Annotated in this window: 23 protein-coding genes; 9 read left to right on the top strand and 14 right to left on the bottom strand. The window is 67.6% G+C overall.

The features are described 5' to 3' along the window. Positions 1–19: 19 nt before the first annotated feature. The gene (locus VF168_05350) at positions 20–733 is read right to left on the bottom strand and encodes a DUF72 domain-containing protein (protein ID HEX7003589.1); all 714 of its coding nucleotides are present in this window, start codon (positions 731–733) and stop codon (positions 20–22) included. Positions 734–845: 112 nt separating this feature from the next. On the opposite strand from VF168_05350, the gene VF168_05355 reads away from it, so the two are divergent. The 5 genes from VF168_05355 to VF168_05375 all read left to right on the top strand — a co-directional run bounded on the left by VF168_05355 (position 846) and on the right by VF168_05375 (position 5,811). After that, complete coding sequence (locus VF168_05355) at positions 846–1,322, top strand: YbhB/YbcL family Raf kinase inhibitor-like protein (protein HEX7003590.1); 477 nt, start codon at positions 846–848, stop codon at positions 1,320–1,322. 169 nt (positions 1,323–1,491) lie between these two features. Beyond that, on the top strand, positions 1,492–2,304 hold the full coding sequence (locus tag VF168_05360; protein ID HEX7003591.1) for an SDR family oxidoreductase: 813 nt from the start codon (positions 1,492–1,494) through the stop codon (positions 2,302–2,304). A 4-nt stretch (positions 2,305–2,308) separates the two neighbouring features. Continuing rightward, positions 2,309–3,745 carry a glucuronate isomerase gene (gene uxaC / locus VF168_05365; protein ID HEX7003592.1) on the top strand — a complete coding sequence of 479 codons (1,437 nt, stop codon included), beginning with the start codon at positions 2,309–2,311 and terminating at the stop codon, positions 3,743–3,745. Between the two features lie 58 nt (positions 3,746–3,803). Continuing rightward, on the top strand, positions 3,804–5,027 hold the full coding sequence (gene nagA / locus VF168_05370) for an N-acetylglucosamine-6-phosphate deacetylase (GenBank protein ID HEX7003593.1): 1,224 nt from the start codon (positions 3,804–3,806) through the stop codon (positions 5,025–5,027). Beyond that, positions 5,011–5,811: a glucosamine-6-phosphate deaminase gene (locus VF168_05375; protein ID HEX7003594.1), complete on the top strand. Its 801-nt coding sequence runs from the start codon at positions 5,011–5,013 to the stop codon at positions 5,809–5,811. Before nagA ends, VF168_05375 begins: the two co-directional genes overlap by 17 nt. Before the next feature lie 56 nt (positions 5,812–5,867). On the opposite strand, the gene VF168_05380 is transcribed toward VF168_05375, so the two are convergent. After that, on the bottom strand, positions 5,868–6,947 hold the full coding sequence (locus VF168_05380) for a dihydrodipicolinate synthase family protein (protein HEX7003595.1): 1,080 nt from the start codon (positions 6,945–6,947) through the stop codon (positions 5,868–5,870). Next, positions 6,947–7,966, bottom strand: coding sequence for an NAD-dependent epimerase/dehydratase family protein (locus VF168_05385; GenBank protein ID HEX7003596.1), 1,020 nt, complete (start codon positions 7,964–7,966; stop codon positions 6,947–6,949). The genes VF168_05380 and VF168_05385 overlap by 1 nt, the downstream gene beginning before the upstream one ends. A gap of 147 nt (positions 7,967–8,113) precedes the next feature. Here VF168_05385 and VF168_05390 point away from each other — a divergent pair, with 147 nt between their 5' ends. Genes VF168_05390 through VF168_05405 form a run of 4 tightly spaced genes read left to right on the top strand, consistent with a single transcriptional unit; the run spans position 8,114 to position 12,022 of the window. Next, a complete protein-coding gene (locus tag VF168_05390) occupies positions 8,114–9,265 on the top strand; it encodes a Gfo/Idh/MocA family oxidoreductase (GenBank protein ID HEX7003597.1) in 1,152 nt (383 codons plus the stop codon). Beyond that, positions 9,262–10,431, top strand: coding sequence for a dihydrodipicolinate synthase family protein (locus VF168_05395; protein HEX7003598.1), 1,170 nt, complete (start codon positions 9,262–9,264; stop codon positions 10,429–10,431). The genes VF168_05390 and VF168_05395 overlap by 4 nt, the downstream gene beginning before the upstream one ends. A 37-nt stretch (positions 10,432–10,468) precedes the next feature. Continuing rightward, the gene (locus VF168_05400; GenBank protein ID HEX7003599.1) at positions 10,469–11,326 is read left to right on the top strand and encodes a sugar phosphate isomerase/epimerase family protein; all 858 of its coding nucleotides are present in this window, start codon (positions 10,469–10,471) and stop codon (positions 11,324–11,326) included. 15 nt (positions 11,327–11,341) lie between these two features. Beyond that, positions 11,342–12,022: a GntR family transcriptional regulator gene (locus VF168_05405; protein ID HEX7003600.1), complete on the top strand. Its 681-nt coding sequence runs from the start codon at positions 11,342–11,344 to the stop codon at positions 12,020–12,022. Position 12,023: 1 nt separating this feature from the next. On the opposite strand, the gene VF168_05410 is transcribed toward VF168_05405, so the two are convergent. The 11 genes from VF168_05410 to VF168_05460 form a co-directional block, all read right to left on the bottom strand. Then, positions 12,024–12,866 (bottom strand): sugar phosphate isomerase/epimerase family protein, encoded by an 843-nt coding sequence (locus tag VF168_05410; GenBank protein ID HEX7003601.1) that lies wholly within the window; start codon positions 12,864–12,866, stop codon positions 12,024–12,026. Between the two features lie 58 nt (positions 12,867–12,924). Further along, the gene (locus VF168_05415; protein HEX7003602.1) at positions 12,925–13,776 is read right to left on the bottom strand and encodes a GNAT family N-acetyltransferase; all 852 of its coding nucleotides are present in this window, start codon (positions 13,774–13,776) and stop codon (positions 12,925–12,927) included. A gap of 7 nt (positions 13,777–13,783) precedes the next feature. Continuing rightward, a complete protein-coding gene (locus VF168_05420) occupies positions 13,784–14,845 on the bottom strand; it encodes a Gfo/Idh/MocA family oxidoreductase (GenBank protein ID HEX7003603.1) in 1,062 nt (353 codons plus the stop codon). A gap of 92 nt (positions 14,846–14,937) precedes the next feature. Then, positions 14,938–15,819 (bottom strand): sugar phosphate isomerase/epimerase family protein, encoded by an 882-nt coding sequence (locus VF168_05425; GenBank protein ID HEX7003604.1) that lies wholly within the window; start codon positions 15,817–15,819, stop codon positions 14,938–14,940. A gap of 3 nt (positions 15,820–15,822) precedes the next feature. Continuing rightward, complete coding sequence (locus VF168_05430; GenBank protein ID HEX7003605.1) at positions 15,823–17,349, bottom strand: tripartite tricarboxylate transporter permease; 1,527 nt, start codon at positions 17,347–17,349, stop codon at positions 15,823–15,825. A gap of 14 nt (positions 17,350–17,363) precedes the next feature. Next, on the bottom strand, positions 17,364–17,870 hold the full coding sequence (locus VF168_05435; protein HEX7003606.1) for a tripartite tricarboxylate transporter TctB family protein: 507 nt from the start codon (positions 17,868–17,870) through the stop codon (positions 17,364–17,366). Positions 17,871–17,933: 63 nt separating this feature from the next. Continuing rightward, positions 17,934–18,947, bottom strand: coding sequence for a tripartite tricarboxylate transporter substrate binding protein (locus VF168_05440; protein ID HEX7003607.1), 1,014 nt, complete (start codon positions 18,945–18,947; stop codon positions 17,934–17,936). Between the two features lie 449 nt (positions 18,948–19,396). Next, positions 19,397–20,584: an ROK family protein gene (locus VF168_05445; GenBank protein HEX7003608.1), complete on the bottom strand. Its 1,188-nt coding sequence runs from the start codon at positions 20,582–20,584 to the stop codon at positions 19,397–19,399. 187 nt (positions 20,585–20,771) lie between these two features. Continuing rightward, on the bottom strand, positions 20,772–20,960 hold the full coding sequence (locus VF168_05450; GenBank protein HEX7003609.1) for a hypothetical protein: 189 nt from the start codon (positions 20,958–20,960) through the stop codon (positions 20,772–20,774). A 33-nt stretch (positions 20,961–20,993) separates the two neighbouring features. Next, positions 20,994–21,554, bottom strand: coding sequence for a hypothetical protein (locus VF168_05455; GenBank protein HEX7003610.1), 561 nt, complete (start codon positions 21,552–21,554; stop codon positions 20,994–20,996). Positions 21,555–21,659: 105 nt separating this feature from the next. Then, on the bottom strand, positions 21,660–22,151 hold the full coding sequence (locus VF168_05460; GenBank protein HEX7003611.1) for a flavin reductase family protein: 492 nt from the start codon (positions 22,149–22,151) through the stop codon (positions 21,660–21,662). Positions 22,152–22,187: the final 36 nt, after the last annotated feature.

A 22,187-nucleotide genomic window follows, 5' to 3' on the forward strand; every position in this document is an offset into this window, starting at 1 on the left:
GCTCCTCCCGATCCGGGCCTCAGCCCGCCGACCCGCCGCGGACCATCTCGAGCAAGCGGAGCGCGTCGTAGGGGGCGTGTCCCTCGGCATCGTTGTCGAAATAGACGTGCACATCACGGCCCTCGTCCAGCCAGTTGCACACCTTGTGGGACCAGCCGCGGAGGAGGCGGCTGCTGTAACGCGAGGCGTACTTGCGGGTGTGACCGTGGAGCCGAACGTAGACGAGGTCGGTAGTAACACGCTCCCACAGGGGGAAGTCGGGAGCGTCCGATTGGCACACGGCAACATCGTGCTCCTCGAGCAGCGCCGCGGTCTCGTCGTCGAACCAGCTACGGTGGCGGAGCTCCAGAGCGTGGCGCACCTCCGGCCAGGTACCCAGGTCGTCCAGGAACTTCGCCAACTTCTCGGAACTCTTCTGCAGGCTCGCCGGGAGTTGCCATACGACTACCGCCAGCTTCTCTCCCATCGGCTCGGCTCGTTCCTTCATCAGTCGTACAGGCTCGGCGACATCGTTCAGCTTCTTGCTGTGAGTGGCGTAGCGGTGCCCCTTGATCGCGAAACGGAAGGTGTCCGGCGTCTCCTCCCGCCACTTCCGGAAGGTGTCCTTCGACTGCAGTCGGTAGAAGGTACCGTTCACCTCGATGCCTGTGAACCGCTCCGCACAGTAGCTGAGCCACCTCTGCCTCCACCCCTTGTAACTCCAGCCGCTTGTGCCTATGAAGGCGCATGCCATGCTCAAGGGTGCGGCGCGAAGAGCAGTTCGAGGGGCAGGTACGGCACAATCTGTCGGCGAACACGGACTCCGGCTGCGGAGTCGGGCGAGGGTAGTTCGCGAAGGAGGAACGATGGGATTCGCACTCTCCGACATGAAGCTGACGAGCAGCGCCTTCGAGCAGCACGGGCAGATCCCCAGGCGGCACACCGCCGAGGGCGAGGACGTCTCCCCGCCGCTCAGCTGGAGCGGGGCGCCCGAGAGCACCCGTTCGTTCGCGATCTTCTGTCACGATCCGGATGCTCCCCTGGTGAAGCCCGGCAGCTTCGGTTTCACCCACTGGGTGCTCTACGGGCTCCCCGGCTCGACCACGAGCCTTTCGGAGGGAACCGGCGAAGGGCGGCAGGGCGTGAACGACTTCGGCGGCACCGGCTACGGAGGTCCCAAGCCGCCTGTCGGGCACGGCACCCACCACTACTACTTCTGGGTGATGGCGCTCGACCGGGAACTCGACTTCGCACCAGGCCTGAACCTGGAGCAACTCCTGGAGAAGACGGAGCGGCACGTGCTGGGCATGAACAGGCTGGTAGGCAGTTACCGGATCGACTAACGCGTCTGTTAATATCCGGGGCGAGGCTCAGGGTGAGGGCTGCCTGTTTCAGGGCGAACCGAACGGCTCGGGGGAGTCCGGAGCCTATCCGGCCTGACGACCGCGAGGAGGCACCTGTGACCAGCGTCCTGACGGGTGATCGTGCTGCCCATCAGCTGAGCGAGTCCGAGTGAAACTGTTCGATCTCGATGGCCGGGTCGCTATCATCACCGGCGGCACCGGTGTGCTGGGTGGCGCGATGGCCCGGGGCCTGGCGGCGGCGGGTGCGAGAGTGGGGGTCCTTGGACGGCGCACGGCCAGAGCCCAGGAGGTAGCCGACACGGTCGCAGCCGCCGGCGGAGAAGCGCTGGCGCTGACAGCGGACGTCTTGGACAAGACGGAGCTGGAAGCGGCTCGCGACGCCGTGCTGGACAGTTGGGGACAGGTGGACATCCTCGTCAACTGCGCGGGCGGGAACAGGCCGGAAGCGACCGTGGTGGGTGACCTCACCCTGTTCGACCTCGATGCGGACGCGTTCAGAGCGGTAGTCGAACTGAACCTGACGGGCACGCTCCTGCCCACCCAGGTGTTCGGCCGTCCCATGGCCCTCAGGCGCAGCGGCTCGATCGTGAACGTGTCCTCCATGGCGGCCCAACGGCCGCTCACACGGGTGATCGGTTACGGGGCAGCGAAGGCGGCGATCGACAACTTCACCCGTTGGCTGGCAGTCGAGCTCGCCACCAAGTATGGCCCGTCGCTGCGCGTGAACGCGATCGCACCGGGGTTCTTCATCGGCGAACAGAACCGCGGGCTGCTGCTCGAGGATGGCGGCAACTACACCCCTCGCGGGCGGCAGATAATCGACCACACCCCAATGGGCCGTTTCGGCGAGCCGGACGAACTGGTTGGCACGCTCCTCTGGCTCGCCGGCGACGCGTCGAAGTTCGTCACGGGAGTGGTAGTGCCGGTGGACGGAGGTTTCTCGGCCTTCGCCGGGGTATAGCCGGATGGCCGAGCGCATCAGCTGGGATCTCGACCCGGATCGTTGCTTCTCCCCCGTTCCGGCTCAACGCGACCGCGGGCGCGATCTCTACGAGCGAGTCGCCGGTCTTCCCCTCGTTTGCCCGCACGGGCACGTCTCACCCGCGCTGCTGGTCGATCCGGAAGCCCGGCTGGGGAGCCCTGCTGATCTCTTCGTCATCCCCGACCATTACGTCTTCCGGATGCTCTACAGCCAGGGGGTCGGTCTGGAGGAACTGGGCCTGGCGGGCAAGCGCGGTGCCGGCGAAAGAGACCACCGTCGAGTGTGGCAGCTGTTCGCGGAGAACTTCTACCTCTTCCGCGGCACCCCAACGGGGCTTTGGCTCAAGGACGAGCTGATCACGCTCTTCGGGATCCAGGAACCGCTCACCGGCGAGAGCGCCCAGCGGATCTACGACCAGCTGGAGGAGAAGCTGGCGAGCGAAGAGTTCAGGGCGCGGGCGCTGTTCGAACGCTTCGGCATCGAGGTCCTCTGCACCACCGATGCGGCCACTGACGACCTCGAGCAGCACCGCCTTCTGCAGGAAGACGGGCTGAACGTTCGGCCCACGTTCCGTCCCGATGCCCTGATGAACGTCGCGGCGCGCGACTGGATGGAGAACCTGAGCCGGCTGAGCGACCTCACCGGCGTCGAGGTGCGCGACTACCGGAGCTTCATCGCGGCGCTGGAGGAGCGCCGGCGGGCCTTCTGCAGGGCCGGAGCGACGGCCAGCGATCACGGCGTACCAAGTCCCCACACCGAGAGGCTGTCGGCACGGGAAGCGAGCGAACTGTTCGAGAGGGCCCTGGAAGGCGAGGCCAGCGACAGCGACGCCGCCAGGTTCAGCGCTCACATGCTCATGGAGTTCGCGCGGATGAGCACCGAAGATCACCTGGTGATGCAGATCCACGCTGGCAGCCTCCGCAATCACAACCGGGCGCTGTTCGATCGGTTCGGGCCGGACATGGGGGCAGACATCCCGGTTCGCACCGAATGGACGCGCTCGCTCCGCGCCCTTCTGAACGACTACGGCGTCGAACCGGGATTCCGGCTAATCGTCTACACGCTGGACGAGAGCGCCTACGGACGCGAACTGGCGCCGCTGGCAGGCCACTACCCCTGCTTGCGTCTGGGCGCACCCTGGTGGTTCTTCGACTCGGTGAAGGGGATGGAGAGGTACCTCGATGCCGTCATCGAGACGGCAGGGATCTACAACCTCGCCGGTTTCAACGACGACACCCGGGCGTTCGCCTCGATACCTGCCCGTCACGACGTCTGGCGGCGTGTAACCTGCAACTGGCTGGCCGGCGAAGTGACGCGCGGGCTCATGGACGAGGCGGATGCGGCCGAAGCCGCCGTCGACCTGGCCTACGGGCAAGCCAGGCGGACATACCGTCTCGCGGAGGAGGGCGAGGGCGAATGAGCGGCCCTGAGTACGGCTGCCGCATCGAACGGGCCTTCGAGCGGCGGGCGCCCGAGCCATGAGGCTTGCGCTGATCGGCGGCACGCTCGCCACACCTCACCGCCTCTTCGAAGGGTACCTGCTCGTCGAGAACGGCGTGATCGGTGCGGTCGGCAAGGGTGATCCGCCTCCCGAACTGCTCGTCGAGGCCCGGGTCGTCGACCTCAACGGTGCGCTGGCGGCCCCTGGCTTCATCGACTCGCACGTCCACGGAGGCGGAGGCGCCGACGTGATGGACGCCTCCCCCGAGGCGCTCGCCGCCGTCGCCGCCGCGCACGCCGCCGGCGGGATCACCTCCTTCCTGCCCACCACGGTGGCCGTGCCCCTCGAGCAGCTCGAGCCGGTGTTCGCCGCCTACCGTTCGTTCGTGGCGGCGAACGGGGGTAGGGCGGGCGCCCAGCCTCTGGGGCTGCACCTCGAGGGCCCCTTCCTCAACCCCGAACAGTCCGGAGCGCTCGATCCGCGGTCCATGAGCGCCCCTGCCGAAGCAGAAATCGAGTTGTTGCTGCGTCCCGAGAACGGCGTGAGGCGGATGACGGTGGCGCCGGAACTGCCCGGAGGGATGGCGCTGGGACTCGAGCTGCGCGGACGAGGCATGGTCGCTTCGATCGGCCATTCGGCGGTGAGGGGCGAGGAACTCCTCGAGGCGCTGGACCACGGCTACGAGCTGATCACCCACTTCTATTCCGGAATGGAGGGTGTGACACGCGAGAACGCCTACCGGGTAGCCGGCCTGGTGGAAGGCGGTTACCTGCACGACCCGCTCTGGGTAGAGGTGATCGCCGACGGCCGCCACCTCCCGGCCGAACTGCTGCGACTCATCTACAAGGTCAAAGGTCCCTCACGCATTGTCCTCACCACCGACGCGATGCGGGCCGCGGGCCTCGGACCGGGCGAATACAGCCTGGGCTCGGGGTCCGCCTCCCGTCGGGTCCTGGTCGAGGACGGGGTCGCGAAGCTTCCGGACCGCAGCGCTTTCGCCGGCTCCGTGGCGCTGGGACACGACCTGGTGCGGACCATGGTGCGCACGGCGCAAGTCCCCCTTCTGGAGGCGCTGCAGATGTTCACTGTCAACCCGGCACGCCTCCTGGGCATCGACCACAGGAAGGGCCGGCTGGTGCACGGGGCCGATGCAGATATAGTCGTACTCGACGAGGACCTGAAGGCATCGATGACGATCGTAGGCGGCCGGATAGTGGCCGGCGGCAGCGGGGATGGAGCGACAGATGCAGGCAAGGAGTGACGAGGGGGAGATCGCGTCGTTCGAGGCGGACCGGTTGCTCGTGCACATCTTCGAGGACCGGGTAGCAGCCGGAGAAGCGGCCGCCAGGGGCGTGGCGGAAGACATGCGGGAACTGGTCAGGGCACGCGGCTCGCTGGGCATGGTGTTCGCCTCTGCCCCTTCACAACTCGAACTCCTCCAAGCCCTCGTCGTCACGCCCGACCTTCCCTGGAATCGAGTGGCCGCGTTCCACCTGGACGAGTACGTGGGGATCGGGAGCGATGAGCCGAGGTCTTTCGTGCGGTTCCTGAGGGAGCACCTCTTCGAGCGGGTGGAGATGGCAGAGACCCATCTGCTGAACGGCGTCGCCTCCTCCGCCGCGGAGGAGTGCCAGCGCTATCAGGCCCTGCTGAGGAGCCACCGGCTCGACATCGCCTGCATCGGTATCGGAGAGAACGGTCACATCGCCTTCAATGAGCCGGGCGAGACCGACTTCGACGACCCGCGACTGGTACGCCTCGTCGAGCTGGACCAGGCGTCCCGGCGCCAGCAGGTCAACGAGGGCCTCTTCGGAAGCCTCGACGAGGTGCCTACCGAAGCGATGACGCTTACCGTACCGGCCATAACTTCGGTGAAGAGGATCCACTGCATCGTGCCGGGCCGCAACAAGGCCCGGGCGGTCGAGCGCACCGTCGAGGGCGAGATGAGCACTGCTTGTCCGGCGTCGGTCCTGCGGGCTCATCCAGGAGCCGTTCTCTACCTCGACCGAGAGTCGGCCTCACTGCTGTCAGGTCGGGCGAGCTAGGTTCCGGAGGGGTGGAAGCGGGCCGCTCATCCGTTCGAGAGGGTGTGCCAGGCCTCCTAGGCCCGCTGCTTCGCCGTCGCCAGCCACTCCTGCAGGTGCTCGGCCACGAAAGCGTCGTCGGTGAGTTCCGGGTAGGCGGTCCGCACGCGGTCGATCTCCTCCCGCTGCCCTTCTGACAGCGACTCTTGCGGATCGAGGCACCAGGTTCCCCCGAGCAGCCCTTGATCCGCGAGGACCTGATGGACACCAGCGATGACTCCGTGGAAGTCGTTGCCGGCATCGAACACGGCCGCGTTGGCGTCGGTCAGGCGGACGTTCAGGCTGAGCAGCTCCCGCAGCTCTTCGGCGTCGTCCGACTGCCTCGCCCGTTTCACCCGCTCCAGGATCCGTACGGCCGTGTGCGTCCACACCGCCCACTGACCCAGCAGGCCCCCGACGATCCACTTGCGCACCGGTCTGCCGTCCACCATCAGGTCGTAGGGGGTCAGCAGGTCGGCGATGATGTTGTCGTCGTTGCCCGTATAGAGAGCGATCTCGTCACGCCGGCTCGATTCGCACACCGCGCGAACGACGTCGAGCGTTCGGTAGCGATTGAAGGGCGCCATCTTGATGGCTTCCACGCCGGGGATCTCGGCGAAGTCTCGCCAGAAGTCGTAACCGAGGACGCGACCGCCTACCGCCGGCTGCAGGTAGAAGCCGAAGACCGGTAGCACCTCGGCTACCGCTCGAGCTCGCTCCAGCAGCTGCTCCTCGCTGTAGGACGGCACGCCGCCGGGGCTCACCAGGGCCAGGTCGTAACCCAGCTCCCGAGCCAGCTCGGCCTCCCGGACCGCCTGCTCGGTCGGGCCGACCACCCCGGCAACGAGCGCCAGCGGTCCCCGGTTCTTCCGCTCCTGGGCCTCCTCCGCCGCCAGCCGCAGCACCGGCTCCAGCAGGCCGACCTCGCGGATCTCGAACTGGGTGGTGTGCACCGCCACCGCGAGGCCGCCCGCGCCGGCAGCCAGGTAGTAGCGGGTCAGGGCGCGCTGGCGCCGCTCGTCGAGTTCGCGCTTCGAATCGAGCGCCAGCGGATGAGCAGGGATCACGGTGCCGGCGTGGAGGTGGCGACGTAGGTTCGGGTCCAGTTCACGGGCCATCAGAACCTCCCGCTGCGGACGCTGAACTTGGTGGGCTTGCCGTGCGTCTCTCCGCCCCTCTTGATCCACTCCCCAACCCACTCCACGAGCTGGTCGACCGTCACAGATGGGTAGCCGAAGAGGGTGTGGGCCTTGCCGGCGTTGTTGAGTAGGGCGGTCTCCTGCTCCTCGCCCACCAGGACCGGCTCGATGCCCAGTAGCTTGCCCAGCTCCTGAGCGACCCGCCTGACGGAGACGATCTCCGGGCCGGTCACGTTGAGGACCGTTGGTGGCGAGCCGCACAGCTTCAGCGAGCGCAGCGCGATCCGGTTGGCATCACCCTGCCAGATAACGTTCATGTGACCCATGGAGACGTCTATCGGCTCGCCGTTGCTGATAGCTGTGGCGATATCGACGAGGGTGCCGTAGCGCAGCTCGACCGCGTAGTTGAGGCGGTACAGCAGCACCGGAGTGCCGTACTGGTGCGAGCCGTACTCGAACAGCCGCTCCCGTCCCAGGCACGACTGGGCGTACTCGCCGACCGGCCCCACGGGGTCGCCCTCGCGGCTTCCGCCCGAGGCCACGGGCACCAGCGGGTAGACGTTTCCGGTGGAGAAGGCGACGATCCGCGAGTCGCGGAAACGGCGCGCCACGAGGCCAGGCAGGAAGGCGTTCTGAGCCCAGGTGAGGTGTTCGTTTCCGGTGCTGCCGAACTTCATCGCCACCATGTAGATGATGTTCGCTGCGTCCGGAAGCGCCTCCATCGCGCCGGGCTCGAGCAGGTCGAGGGCGATGGTGGTGGCGCCCGCCTCTTCGAGCTGGGACCGTAGCCGCCCGTCGCCGAAGCGCGAGACGGCAGTGACCCTCTTCTCGACCCCTGCCTCGCGGATGGCGTTGCAGGCCATCCTCACCAGGCTGGGACCCATCTTGCCGCCCGCTCCCAGGACCAGGATGTCGCCGTCGAGGTCCGCCAGGTCCTCCACTACCCCAGGCGAGGGCGCCGCCAACCGCTCTTCGAGTTCCGCAACCGATCCGATCACCCGCGCATGGTAACTCAGCCGGCAGGCGGTGGCTTCGGCCGCTCGCCGGCAATCCCGGTTCGGGCGGAGAATATATTATATTCTCGGTCTACACGATCGGAACCCGGATAACCGACCGGTCGAACCGGCCACCCCGAGGAGGCTCCCGTGAGCAGACGAACGATCGGCATAGCGATGAACGGCGTAACCGGCCGGATGGGCAGGAACCAGCACCTCCAGCGCTCGATCCTGGCGATCCGGGAGCAGGGCGGGCTCGACCTGGGCGGCGGCGAGGTGTTGTGGCCCGAGCCGCTGCTCGTGGGTCGCAGCGAGTCGAAGCTACGGAAGCTCGCTTCCGAAAGCGGAATCGACCGCTGGACGACGGACCTTGGCGAGGCGCTCTCCCAGCCCGACATCGAGATCTACTTCGATGCTCAGATCACCTCGGCCCGGGTGCCCGCCGTGAAGGCTGCCATCGAGGCCGGCAAGCACGTCTACTGCGAGAAGCCTACAGCCGAGTCGTTGGATGACGCCCTCGACCTGGCGCGCCTCGCCGAGGCCCGGGGGGTGAAGCACGGCGTGGTGCAGGACAAGCTCTTCCTTCCCGGCCTCCTCAAGCTGAAGAGGGTCATCGACAGCGGCCTCCTGGGGCGGATCCTCTCGGTAAGAGGCGAGTTCGGATACTGGGTGTTCGAGGGCGACTGGCAGTCGGCTCAGCGGCCGTCGTGGAACTACCGGAAGGAGGAGGGCGGGGGGATCATCGTCGACATGCTGCCCCACTGGCGCTACGTGCTCGACAACCTCTTCGGCGAGGTCCGCGCCGTCTCCTGCCTGGGAGCGACGCACATAGCCCGGCGTTGGGACGAACGCGGCGAGCCGTACGAGGCGACCGCCGACGACGCCGCCTACGCCACCTTCCGCCTCGAAGGCGGGGTCATCGCCCAGGTCAACTCCTCCTGGACGACCCGCGTCTATCGCGACGAACTGGTCTCCTTCCAGGTCGACGGCACCGAGGGGAGCGCGGTCGCGGGCCTGCGCGAATGCCGGGTGCAGCACCGAGCCATGACGCCGAAGCCGGTTTGGAACCCGGACGTGCCCAACCCGTTCGACTTCCGGAACGACTGGACCGAGGTGCCCGACAACGAGGCGTTCGACAACGGTTTCAAGACCCAATGGGAGCTCTTCCTGCGCCACGTGACACAGGGAACGCCCTACCGGCAGACGCTCCTGGAGGGCGCCAAGGGCGTGCAACTCGCCGAACTGGGCCTCAAGTCGTGGCGTGAGGGCTGCTGGCTGGACGTGCCGGAGTTGCGAGCGTGACCGTCGCGAGCAGGGAACTCACGATCCCGCGCCTCGACGGCAGCCTCGAACGCTACTCCCCCGGCCAACCCCAGGCGTTCACCCGACCGGTCGAGCCGCTCTCCAGCCGGATCCTCTACGCGGCCGTGCACGTCGTCGCCGACCCGCTGGCCAGCGACACCGAGCGGGCTGTTCTCGACTGGCAGGCGACCATGGAGTACCGGCGCCACCTGTGGAGCTGGGGCCTGGGGGTGGCCGAAGCGATGGACACCGCCCAACGCGGGATGGGTCTCGACTACCGGGCGACCCGGGAGCTGATCGCCCGAACGGCCGCCGAAGCCAAGACGGTCGGCGGAGCGCTCGTGTGCGGCGCGTCGACCGACCAGCTTCCGCCCGACGAGCGCTTCGGGCTGAGCGAGATCACCTCTGCCTACATCGAGCAGTGCCGCTACATCGAGGAGCAGGGGGCGGGGATCGTCCTGATGGCCAGCCGGCACCTCGCGGCAGCGGCAGGAGGACCGGAGGATTATCGACGCGTCTACGACGAGGTGCTGAGCGAACTGGAGCGGCCGGTGATCATCCACTGGCTTGGCGAGATGTTCGATCCCGCCCTGGCGGGCTACTGGGGCTCGGCCGAGCTCGACCGGGCGATGGAACTGTGCCTCGGACTGCTCCACGACCACCGCGACCGCATCGACGGCGTCAAGCTGTCACTCCTCGACAAGGACCGGGAAGTTCAGCTGCGCTCGATGCTGCCCGACGGCGTGCGCATGTACACGGGGGACGACTTCAACTACGACGAACTGATCCTCGGCGACGGCGACCGTCACAGCGACGCGCTGCTGGGTATCTTCGATGGCATCGCGCCGGCCGCCTCTGCCGCCGTGCAGGCGCTCGACGACGGCCGGGTCGAGGAGTACCGGGAGATTCTTGCGCCCACCGTCCCGCTGGCGCGCCACATCTTCAGCACGCCCACCTACTACTACAAGACGGGGATGGTGTTCCTCTCCTACCTGAACGGCCACCAGTCCCACTTCCGGATGGTAGGCGGACTGGAGAGCGCCAGGTCAGTCCCCCACCTGAGCGAACTCTTCATTCTGGCCGACCGGGCCGGACTGCTTGCCGACCCGGAGCTGGCCGTTGCCCGCATGCGGGCCTTCCTCGAACTGGCCGGGGTCGACGCGTGAGCCGGGTTTCGACGCGCAAAGGAGCGGAGCGGGAACGGTGAACGGGCGGTCGGATGCAGGCGCCTGGGTCAAGAGTCCCCTCGAGCGGCTCAGTCTGAATCAGGCCACGGTCCAGTCGTGGGGAGTTCGCGAGACGATCGAGGGGTGCGCGCGGCACGGCATCCCCTACGTGGGCCTGTGGCGCGACAAGCTGGCTCAGGAGGGGGTCGAGTCGGCCCGGCGGCTGCTCGAGGAGACCGGGGTGAAGGTGTCGAGCCTCTGCCGCGGCGGCTTCTTCCCCGCTCCCACCGAGAGCGAGCGTCGCGAGCGGATCGACGATAACCGCCGTGCTATCGACGAGGCCGCCGCCGTGGGCACCGACGTGCTCGTGCTCGTCTGCGGGGGGATAGCCGGCCGCGACCTCGAGGGCTCGAGGCGGATGGTCGAGGAGGGCATCGCGGAGGTGCTGCCATACGCCAGCGAGCGCGGAGTGAAACTGGGGATCGAGCCGCTGCACCCGATGTTCGCCGCCGACCGGTCGGTGATCTGCACCCTGGGTCAGGCGGTAGCGATGGCCCAGCGATTGGATTCGGCGGCGGTCGGGGTGGTGGTCGACGTCTACCACGTGTGGTGGGACGACCAGGTGTACGAGCTCATCGAACGAGCAACCGGCAGGATCATCGGGTTCCACGTCGACGACTGGCTGGCCCCGCCGCCCGACGTGCTCATGGGCCGCGGCATGATGGGAGACGGCGCCATCGACCTCAGCGGCCTCTTCGAGGCGGTCGCCCGGGCCGGCTACGACGGACCGGTCGAGGTGGAGATCTTCAACCGCGACATCTGGGAGACGCCCGCCGACGAGGTAGTCGCACTCATGAAGGAGAGGTACCGCCGGCATGTCCTGGGCGACGGCTGACCGACCCTACCCGCGGTGGCGCGAGTGAGCATCGCCGCCACGCGCTCTCCAGCGGCCCGCGGCCGCAAGCAGGACCGGGTCTACCGGGCGGTTCGTGACCGCATCCTCTCGGGCGACCTGCCACCGGGCAGCAGGCTGCGGACCGACGAGATCGGTCGCGACCTGGAGGTGAGCCACATCCCGGTCCGCGAGGCCCTCAAACAGCTGCAGGCAGAGGGGTACGTAACGGTAGAACCGTTCGTGGGGGCGAAGGTCGCAGACCTCCCGGTCGAGTGGATAGAAGAGGTGTTCGAGCTCAAGGAGTCGCTCGAATTGCTGGGCGGCCGGGCCGCCTGCAGGTCGAGCGGTGAGGAGGAGTTGGCGGCCATCCGCGAGATCGTGAGGAGGATGGACGGCCTGACCGACGACCCCGAGGCGTGGTCACGCGCCAACGTCGAACTGCACCGGCTCATCTGCACTGCGGGCGGCAAGGAACTCACCGGGCGGATGCTGGGCCGGGTGATGGACCAGTGGGACCTGCTCAGGCGACGCTACCTGGAGGAGGTCTCGGCGCAGCGGCTCGCACAGGCGCAAGTCGAGCACCGGGCTATCTTCGAGGCGCTGGAATTGCGCGACGAGGAGAAGCTGGCGAGCCTGATAAGGGGTCACAACCGCGCGGCCCGTTCGGCCTACCTGCGACATCTGGGGCTGGAGTGACTCAGCTCCGCGCGCTCGAGCCGAGCCCCTCCTCCACGCCCCGCAGGTAGCCGATCGCCCGGGCCGCGGTGGTGGGTCCGTCGGGCAGGTAGACGAAAGGCTCCACCCCGCAGTAGCCCTCGTAGTTCACCTCGTCCAGGGCCCGCAGCACCGAGGCGAACTCGTCCTCGCCCTGACCGGGCGCGCCTCTGTTGCGGTCGTTCAGGTGCACATGGGAGACGATCCCGGGCGGCACCCAGCGCCTGATGAGGTCGGCGACCCCCTCCGACTCGCTCAGCCGGGCCGCCCGGCAATCGATCATGGTGCGGAGCGCCCTGTTGCCTATCTCCTCGACGATCTCCGCGGCCTCCGCGACGGTATTGACGAACTCGGTCTCCTGGACCGAGAGCGGCTCGATGCAGTAGGTGACACCGGCCACGCGGGCAGAGTCGCCGGCTCTGGCGAAAGCCTCCCGGGCCCGCTCCTTCGCCCCCTGCCTGTCCCCCTCGGTCAGCTCGCGTTGCCCGGGCGAACCGTGAACCAGCACGTTGCCGCCCAGGTCGGCACAGAGTTCGACCAGTCCCTCCATCACCTCGAACGTGCGCCTGCGAACTGCCGGATCTGGACTCGTGATCGAGAGCCCCTGGGGGCTCACCAGCAGCCAGTGCAGCGAGCCGACGACGCAGCCGGTCTCCTCGAGCGTTCGGCGTAGCCGGGCTCGTTCGGCGGACGGGACCAGGTGCGGTTCCTCGCCGAGAGTGAACGGCGCCAGTTCGAGCCCGTCGAAGCCCAGCTGCAGCGCCAGCTCGCACTGGGCCTCGAAGCTTAGTTCGCGTACGACTTCGTTACAGAGCAGATAGCGCAACGGCTGTCTCCCATCCGCGCGAGCGTACCGTTCTCCCCCGCCCGCGGCTTCGCGCCCTTCAACCCAACTCCAGTCCGGCCGCCAGCCGCACGGCGGCGCCGGTGAGCGTTGGCGGCCGCCCCTGCAGGCTCATCCGTGACAGCCGCCGCTGCGAAGCGAGTCCGGCTCTTCCCAGCAGCACGGTAGTCAGTTCGGAGTCGAGCACATCCATCAGCACCGGCTCACCCTGCAGGCGCCTCGCGGCCGCCATCAGCAGTTCGCTGATCTGCCCCTCGCCGCTGGCGACCAGCGGCCCCAACTGCCACTGCTCACGGCCCGGCCGCACGATCGCGTAACCGCTGACCCCCGGCCCCGTCCGAGTGAACCAGCCGGCGTTGGCTGGTTCTCTGAGCAGATTTTCCAGCAGCGTTCGTCTATCGACCCCGGTTGCCTCGAGGTCGAAATCGGCGACCTCGGCCAGAGATTCCATGGTGATCGCGGTGGCGCCGGCACTGGACGCCCCGGAGGTGGGCGCAGCGAGCGAACCAGCCCAGCGCTCGACCGCCTGGACGGCCTCGAAGCCGGCTGTCCGGTAGAGCGGCTCTCCGAACCGGGTAGCGTCGAGCCCGACCGCCGCAACACCCGCTTCCTGCGCCAACTCCAGCGATCGCCGCAGCACGGTTCGCCCCAGCCCCCTGCCGCGCTGGTCCTCGCGCACGATCACCATGCCGATCCATGCCAGCCGGTCTCCGTAGGCGATAACCGTGGCCGTTGCGACCAGTTCGCCGTCCTCACGGATGCCTGTTCCGCGGGCCCCGTCGAGCTCCAGCAGCCTCCGCCAGTCGGCCTCGCTCTGGTTCCAGCCGACCTGGCCCGAGAGCAGGACGGCTTCCTCGACAAGCGAGGGTCCGAGTACGATCGTTTCCGGCACCGGATCCTTAGCGGTCTCGGTCGCGGGTGGCGAGCTCGACGGGCGCGCCTGTCCTCGCCGAGCGGTAGATCGCCTCGGCGACCTCCACCGACCGCAACCCTTCATAGCCGTCCACCAGCGGCCCGACGTCGGTTTCGACTGCCCTCAGGAACTCCTCGAGCTGACGCCGGTGGTTCTCGAACGACATCGCCATCGGATCGCTGAACGTCCCCGAAGCCTGCGCCGAGTACCTACCCAGCAACCGCTCACGCTCCTCGTCGGAGACGCCTGCCAGCTGCCACTGTTCGATGCTGTCGTCCTTGACCCGTACGTACCCCTTGTCACCATGGATGTCCATGACCTTCGGCTGGCCGGGGAAGAGCGAGGTGGCCGCGCTGAGTTGGCCCAGCCCGCCGTTGGCGTAGCGGAGAACGGCGACGAGCGTGTCCTCGACCTCGAGGCGCTCGTGTGCCAGCGTCGCGGCGTAGGCGAAAACCTCCTGGATGGGACCCATCAGCCAGAGCAGCATGTCGACCGCATGGATCGCCTGATTCATCAGGGCTCCACCGCCGTCGAGCGCCCACGTCCCGCGCCAGTCGCTGGAGTCGTAGTACGCCTGGGAGCGGTACCACTTGACCGACGCGTCGGCCTGCAGCAGGCGGCCCAGCTCTCCCGCCTCGATCGTTCGCTTGAGCAGACGGTGAGAGTCCGAGAAGCGAGCCATGAAGATAGTCGCCAGCTTCACCCCTGCCTGCTCGGCCGCCTCGATGATGCGCCGCGCCCGTTCGACCGTCACCTCGAGCGGCTTCTCGACCACCACCTGCTTACCGGCCTGTGCAGCCGCGACGGCGGGTTCCAGATGAGCTCCGCTGGGCGTGCAGACGCAGACGACCTCGACCTCGTCATCGGCGACGAGCGAGTTCAGGTCGTCGTACGCCTTGGCGTCGTGCTTCCGGGCCAGATCCCTCGCCTGTTCTGGGCTGCGGCCCAGGACGCCGACGAGTCGGGCGTTGGGTAGCCGTTCTATCGAGTCGATGTGAGCGGCGGAGATGTTGCCGGTGCCCACTACCGCGAATCCGTACTGATGCATGTGCCTCCTCTACCGAGCACCGCCCCGACCGCGCCGCCCCTTCGGCCGCGCCGCTCACGCAGCTGCCGCCGGAGGGGCGACCAGGCGGACCTCTAGGCCAGGACCTTCTCCACGAGCTGCTGGGCCGCCTTCACCGCCTGCTGGGCCGCTTCGGCCTGCGCGACCCCCGCCGGGTCGTAGTGCGGCTCGAGTACCAGCTGACCCCCGTAGCCGTCATGGCGCAGCGCCCTGAGCTGCTGCTCGAAGCCGACCTCCCCACGGCCGACCGGAACGAAGGAGGCGGCGCCGTCGGCCCCTCTGACCACGTCCTTCAGGTGAACGTGACCAACGGAGCCGCCGGGAAGTGAACGGTAACCGCGAGGGAAGGCGTCCTCACCGGCCGCCTGGGCGTTCCCCGGGTCCCAGAGCACCGTGAGGTGGGAGAGCAGATCGGCGGCCAACCGAGCCTCCAGCCCCCTCCACAGCCGGCCCAGTTCCTCGCCGGTGCCGACGATGCAGACCGGTTCGTTCTCGACGGCCAGCACGACGTCGTGCTCGCGGGCAAAGCGGGCCGCATCGCCCAACTTGCCGATCAGGTCTGCTGCGACCTCGTCGCTCCACGGTTCACGCCAGAAGCTGAACACCCGCACGAAGCGAGTGCCGAAGCGCCGGCACAGGCTCGCCGCACGATCGAGCAGCTCGAGTTGTTCCTCGAAGCTCTCCGAGCCGCCGAGAGCGAAGTCGGCCGCCATCGCCCGGGGCTTGCCGTCGAGCGGCGACTTGAACACGGGCGAAGCTATCGCGGTGACGGTCAGGCCGAGTCGCTCGAGGATGCGCTCGGCGCGCTCGAGTTGCGACTCGCTCAGCTGGAGGACGTTCTCGCCCCACATGGTGCGCAGCTCGACGTGCCGGAGTCCCCAGGCCGCCGCCAGTTCGCAGGCCCTCTCGAAGTCACCGGCGACCTCGTCGGTGATGACACCGATCTCGAAGGCCACCCGTTACGAACTCTTCCGCTCGGCGTCCGCGCCGGCAGAACCCCTACGCTTGAACAGGCCCATGAACCACTCCGAGCCAAGCAGGAAGGTGATCAGAATGCTGACCCAGAGGACCAGGCTGATGGGTCGTGTGAAGAAGGGGAGCAGGTCACCGCCGGTGAGAACCAGACCGCGGCGCAGGTTGACGTCGAGGATGGGACCCAGGACCACGCCCAGGATGAGAGGCGCCATCGGGAACTTGAGCTGGCGCAGCGCGAAGCCGAGCACCCCGAACCCGAGCATCACCCAGACGTCGAACGTGCGGCTCGCGATGGCGAAGGAACCGACGGTGCAGAGCACGAAGATGACCGGCATGAGCCGCTCCCTCGACACCCTGAGCACCAGGAGCATCGGCTTGGTGAGCAGCAGTCCGAAGACGAGGATCCCCAGCGTGGCGAAGAAGATCATCGCGGTGATCTCGTAGACGAAGCTGGGGTCGGTGATCATGAGGAGCGGTCCCGGTTGCACTCCGTGGATGAAGAGCGCCGCCAGCAGCACCGCCGCGGGCGCCGAGCCGGGGATCGCCAGGGTGAGGACCGGGATCATAGCGCCGGGCACGACGGCATTGTCGCCCGTCTCTGCCGCCATCAGACCCTCGACGGAGCCCTTGCCGTACTCCTCGGGGTGCTTGCTCGATCCCTTCGCGGCGGCGTAGGAGACCCATGCCCCCATGTCCTCGCCGACGCCGGGGATGAGTCCCATCACCGTTCCGATGAGGCCAGAGCGGATGATGGTGACCCAATACTTGGCGACGTCTTTGATCCGCGGGATGATCGAGTCGGAGGCGTCCTTCACGGCGTTGTAGGCCGGCATCATCATCACGCCCAGCACCTCTGCGAAGCCGAACAGCCCGACCAGCACAGGGAGCAGGCCGAAGCCGCCGGCGAGGTTCATGTCGCCGTAGCTGAAGCGCGGGTAGGAGTAGATGGTTTCCTGACCGACCATCGCCACCAGCAGGCCCAGGAAGCCGGAGATCCACCCTTTGAGGGGGTCGCCCATCGCGGTCAACCGCCCGCAGATGACGACGCCGAACACCGCCAGCCAGAAGAACTCGAACGACTGGAAGCGCAGTGCCGCTTCGGCGAGAAGCGGGGATAGAGTCGCCAGGAAGAACATGCCGATCAGGGTTCCCATGACCGAGCCGCTGGTGGCGATCCCCATCGCTTGGCCCGCCAGGCCCTTCTTGGCCAGGGGGAAGCCATCGAGGGTGGTGGCGGCGCTGGCGGGGGTTCCCGGGATGTTGAGGAGGATGGCGCTGCGGCTACCGCCGTAGATGGCGCCCACGTACATGCAGATGAGGATGAGGATCGCGTATTCCGGAGCCATCCCCAGGGTGAGGGTGGTCATCAGGGCGACGCCCAGCGTGGCGGTGAGCCCTGGAAGCATCCCTACGGTGATGCCCAGGATGGTGGCCCAGGCGACGTGGAAGAGCGGCTCGAACCTGAGTAGGTCGAGGATCGCCTGGAGGAAGTAGGTAAGTCCCTCTAACACTTTTCAGACTCCATCTAAGGCAGCCGGACCAGGAAGATCTGTTCGAATATGTAGCTCACCGCGAGGCCTGCCAGCAGACCCTCGACGAGGGCGAAGCCCAGAAGACGGTAGCGCTTGCCAGGCGGATTCCGCGGGTTCCACTCGAATATCGCCACGGAGAGGCTCACGAATATAAAGGTCGCCATCCAGAAGGGCAGCCAGCCCACCAGTCCGCCGGCGTACCCGATGCTGAGGACAGCCATCGTGATGAGCCTGGACCAGGCGGCCGGTGTTCCTTCCTCGACGCTTTCGGCTTCGAGGTTCCTCGACTCGTGCGGCTTCCGAGCGAGCAGTGAGCGCACGAGCAGGATCAAGCCACACAGCGCGAGGATGATGCCGAGAGCTCCCGGCACGAGGCCGGGAGCCGTCAGCATGGTTCCTCCGCGTTGTTCGAACACCGGCATCCGCAGCGATTCGAACACCACGGCGCCACTGAAGACGATGAGGACGAGGGCGGTGTAGAAGTCCTGTCTAGAGGTCACTTGCCTCTACACCGCCGGCGAGCAGCGAACGGGAGGAGGTGAGTCACGAGAGTTGCCGCCGCCTCACTCGGGCCGCGGGATACCCACTTCGCTCGGCTCGATTACTGCCTTGCCGCCGTCGTAGAGCGTCCACGCCTGGTGAGCGATGCTGGAGAGCGAGTCCTGGTAGGCCTCCTCGCCGTAGATCGGGGTGAACAGCGCGCCGCGCGACTGCGCATAGTTGCGGAGCGCTTCGCTGTCCTGGATGCGGTTCTCCCAGACCATGTTCATGGTTTCGACCACTTCGTCGGGTATGCCCTTGGGCGCCCAGATCCCGAAGTAGTTCATGGGGATCTGCATGTCGGGCAGCCAGTTGGTGATGGGCGGTATCTCGCCGTAGCCTTCGATGACCAGCGGCTGATCGCTGTAAGCGGCCAGAGGCCGGATGCGCTTCCCGCGGATCATCTCGGCTTGCTCCACGGCGAGCTGGGTGGTGATGTCGGTCTCACCGGCGACGGTGGCGATGACCGCCGGGTTGCCGCCGTCGTAGGGCACGTGGCGGTACTCGAGGTCCGCCGCCTGGGCGATCTGCTCCATCACGGTGTGACCGGCCGAGGAGAGACCGGCCGTCGCGACGGAGATCTCGCCGGGGTTCTCGCGCATCGCTTCGAGCAGGTCGCCGAAGTCCTCGTATGGGGTGCGGGGGTTGGCGCCCACCACGCCGGTGTTGGCGACGGCGAAGTAGAGGTGCCAGTCGGCGGCCGAGGTATCGAGCATGCCCAGGACCGGATAGGTGCCCACGTCACGGATGGCGCCGGCGGCCCAGGTGTAGCCGTCCTTGGGCGCGTTGAGGGCGTTGGCCGTGCCTATCGAACCGGAAGCCCCCGGCTGATTGACGACGACAACGCTGACGCCGAGTTCATCCTCGATCTCGCCGGCGACGATGCGGGTCATCTGATCGGTGGAACCACCGGCCGCCCACGGGACGATGATGGTGATCGGTTGGGTGGGTTGCCAGGGGTACTCGCCCTGGGCCATGGCCACTGCCATGACCGTGGTCAGCAGGAGCGCGGTGATGCTGAGCAGGAGTCGCTTCACTAGTTCTTCCTCCAGGTCGTGCGGTCTAACTTCTTTCGGCTTCGGGCGCACTTCCCAGCGGGGTCGACCGACCCCGGCAGAGAGTCCACCAACGACACGGCGATCGTCACCTCGCGGTTCCTGCCTCCTTTCACCCTCGCGCGCCCCGAGCGCCAGCGGCGCTGGGCGGCCGAACAGCGTCGCGACAACTGCGAGCCGAGCGATCATGCAACGGATGTAAGGGGATCCGGTTGCGGTCGTTCACTCGTTACTCCTTGCCGTGACGCGCTGTCCTCTGTTGCGTCTCGGTCCGCCCAGGTGGGACACGAATTTGTATTGCCCTGAAAAAAATATCACCGGCTCGGGCCATGTGTCAATCATGAGAATCGCCTCCAGCACGAGTCAATCAGGGCTTCTTGCCGTCCTGGCGGGGCCCCTGGAGTGGCTTCATGAACCGAGTCGGGCGGCGCTCAGGTGACCAGCGCCCGACGCAGCAGCGAATCGCGGGCGATCGTCCGACCGAGTCCGACCGCGCCGAGGAGCGAGGCCTCTCTGCCCAGTTCCGTGCTCACAACCCGGGGCGCCACGGGTACCGATTCTTCGAGCTTCTCGCGGATCCGCTGGAGCCAGGAAGAGGAGTAACGGCCCACGCCGCCGCCCAGGACGATCATCCGCGGGTTCAGCGTGACCACAACGGCCACCAGAGCTTGGCCCAGGACGTCGCTCACGAGCCGACCGACATGGGCGTCTGCGGCCGGCCGCCTGGCGAGATAGGCGAACACCTCGCCCTCGGGGGGCCGCACGCCCGCTTTGGCCGCATACTCCTCCAGCGCCCGCCTGCCGATCACCCGCTCCAGCGCTACGACCTCCCCGTCAGCGAAAACGGGCAGATAACCGACCTCGCCGGCCCAGCCCAGCGTCCCCCTATGGAGGGTACCGCCCACCAGCGCGCTGCCGCCCACGCCCGAGCCCAGGCTCAGGTAGAAGAAGTCGTCGACCCCGCGAGCGGCGCCATGCTCCCACTCGCCCAGCGCCGCCAGGTTCACGTCGTTGTCTACCTCGAGCGCTCCCTTCTCGAGTTCGCCCGTCAGAGCGTCCTCGAAGAGCGCCTTGACGTCCTCGCCGTCGAGGATGGCGAGGTGCGGCGGCGCGTACGCCCGCCTCTCGACCTCGGACCAGACACCGGAGATGCCGACGACCAGCGAGGCCAACTTCACGCCGGGAGCGTGTTCGTCGCGGGCGCTAACGATCATCTCCCGCAACTGATCCGCCAGCCCGCTGGCCGAGTCGTCTCGCCGGTCGCGGGCGGCGCGGGCGACGACCTGCCCGTCGAGGTCGGCCAGGTGAAGGCGGATCCGCCTCGAACGGATGCTCGCCCCGGCGACGAGCCCTGCGGCCGAGTTCACCCTCAGGAGCGTCTGCGGGCGGCCGATGGCGGCGGCTACTCGCTCGCCCTGCTCGACGAGGCCCGCTCTGATGAGCGTCTCGGCGACCCTGCCGACCGACGCGGGCGAAAGTTCGAGCTTGCGGGCGAGGTCCGAGCGCGAACTCGGCCCACCCCTCGCCAGCTCCTCGTAGACGGCGCGGTGATTGAGGTTCCGGAGTAGGCCGTTGCCTCCCACGACCGGACCACCGGTCTTGTCCAGGTTCTGGTTCACTCTTTATTTCTCTCTGAGCGATAGTAACTCACCGCTCGGTGGGCCGGGCTGGATGAGCAGCACTCGATGACCCGCGCTCGGTGAGTCACGGTCGTGATCAGCACTCGGTGAGCCGCGCTCGTGGCCAGCACTCAGTGAGTCGCGCTCTGTGACACGCGCTCGATGACCAGCGCTCGGTGGGCCGCGTTCAGGCGCTCTCCCCTGGGCCTCTCGGCCGCCCCGGCGCGAGCAGCGCCACTCCCACGATCAGCGCAGCCGCAGCCGCCAGGACGGCGAGGAGCGGCGTCCCCAGGTTGGCGACGAGGATGGCGACGACCGCCCAGAGTGCGACGAGCGCGTAGGCATGGTCGCGCTCGCGCCCGAGTACCCACCACACGACCGCGCACAGCAGGGCGAGAGAGAATCCGGTTCACGCCAGGTCGAGTGGCCGGGACCGAAGCGGACCCAGGTCGTAGAGGAACACGGCCACGTTCACCAGGGTCGCGGCGCTTATCCAGCCCAGGTAGATGCTGAACGGCAGGCGGAGGCACCAGAAAGAGGTCGCTCCGCCGCGAACGCCACGCGTTTCGCGGTAGAGGATCACCAGCGTGGCCAGCAGGCACAGCATCAGCAGCAGGCTGAGCGGCACCAGCAGGTTGTGCCAGGCGACCAGCCAGGCCACGTTGAAGAGGCAGGAGAGCAGGAAGAGGAGGCGGATCCGGTCGAGCCGCCCGGCGGCCCCTGCGGGAAGCGCCTGGTAGAGCGTGAAGGCGGCGAGGCCCAGGTAGATGACGCTCCATATCGAGAAGGCGTAGTCGGCGGGCGTGACGGAAACGGGGAACCGGCTCGACACCTCGCCGGTGGTCCGGCCTGCCAGCGGCAAGCTGACGGCGAGATAGTTCATCGCCAGCACGACGATGAAGGCGAACACCGTGAGCCACGGAAGCCACCGAACCCGGCGGCGACCCGCCTTCGCGACCGTCGAACTCATGATCGCACCCCCTGGCGATGCTACGCCTGCGCCCGCCCGCGGACTTGGTCCGGCGACTCCGAAGCCAGTGGCTCCCGAACCGTCGGGGCTGTCGTTCGTCGACCCTCAGCCGGAAGCCAGCGAGAGCTCGGCCTGCCGGACGAACCCGCCGTACTTCCCCCTGAAGTAGGTGAGCGGCTCTCCCGCCTCATCCTGGCGAACCGCCTCCACCAGACCGAGGAAGATCGTATGGTCACCCGCCTCGTGCCGGGCGTGGGCCGAGCAGACGAGGTGCCCGATCGCGCCGCGAACCACAGGCAGGCCCGCGAACCGTTCGAACGGCTGGGCGACGCGCACTCCGCGTCCGGCGAAGTGGTCGGAGAGCGCCGACTGATCCTCGGCGAGGATGGACACGGCGAACTCGTTCGCCCGCACGAGACTCTCGTGCATCTTGCTGGAACGGTCGATCGACACCGCGATGAGGGGCGGCTCGAGTGAGACAGACATGAAGGCGCTGACCGTGAGCCCGAAGGGGAGCCCGTCCAGTTCGGCCGTCACCACCGTGATGCCGCTGGCGAAGCGGCCGAGCGTATTCCTGAAACTTGGTGCGTCTACCATCGCCCCTCCAGGTGCTGGTCGGACTGGCTAGTGGGT

The sequence above is a fragment of the Trueperaceae bacterium genome, assembly GCA_036381595.1.
Classification (GTDB): domain Bacteria; phylum Deinococcota; class Deinococci; order Deinococcales; family Trueperaceae; genus DASVCN01.

What these genes read in the sequence shown, in the direction of transcription:
- VF168_05350 (HEX7003589.1), bottom strand. Translation starts at nt 733, where the DNA reads ATGGCATGCGCCTTCATAGGCACAAGCGGCTGGAGTTACAAGGGGTGG.
- nagA (HEX7003593.1), top strand. Translation starts at nt 3,804, where the DNA reads ATGAGGCTTGCGCTGATCGGCGGCACGCTCGCCACACCTCACCGCCTC.
- VF168_05455 (HEX7003610.1), bottom strand. Translation starts at nt 21,554, where the DNA reads ATGAGTTCGACGGTCGCGAAGGCGGGTCGCCGCCGGGTTCGGTGGCTT.
- VF168_05420 (HEX7003603.1), bottom strand. Translation starts at nt 14,845, where the DNA reads ATGCATCAGTACGGATTCGCGGTAGTGGGCACCGGCAACATCTCCGCC.
- uxaC (HEX7003592.1), top strand. Translation starts at nt 2,309, where the DNA reads ATGGCCGAGCGCATCAGCTGGGATCTCGACCCGGATCGTTGCTTCTCC.
- VF168_05380 (HEX7003595.1), bottom strand. Translation starts at nt 6,947, where the DNA reads ATGGCCCGTGAACTGGACCCGAACCTACGTCGCCACCTCCACGCCGGC.
- VF168_05460 (HEX7003611.1), bottom strand. Translation starts at nt 22,151, where the DNA reads ATGGTAGACGCACCAAGTTTCAGGAATACGCTCGGCCGCTTCGCCAGC.
- VF168_05375 (HEX7003594.1), top strand. Translation starts at nt 5,011, where the DNA reads ATGCAGGCAAGGAGTGACGAGGGGGAGATCGCGTCGTTCGAGGCGGAC.
- VF168_05355 (HEX7003590.1), top strand. Translation starts at nt 846, where the DNA reads ATGGGATTCGCACTCTCCGACATGAAGCTGACGAGCAGCGCCTTCGAG.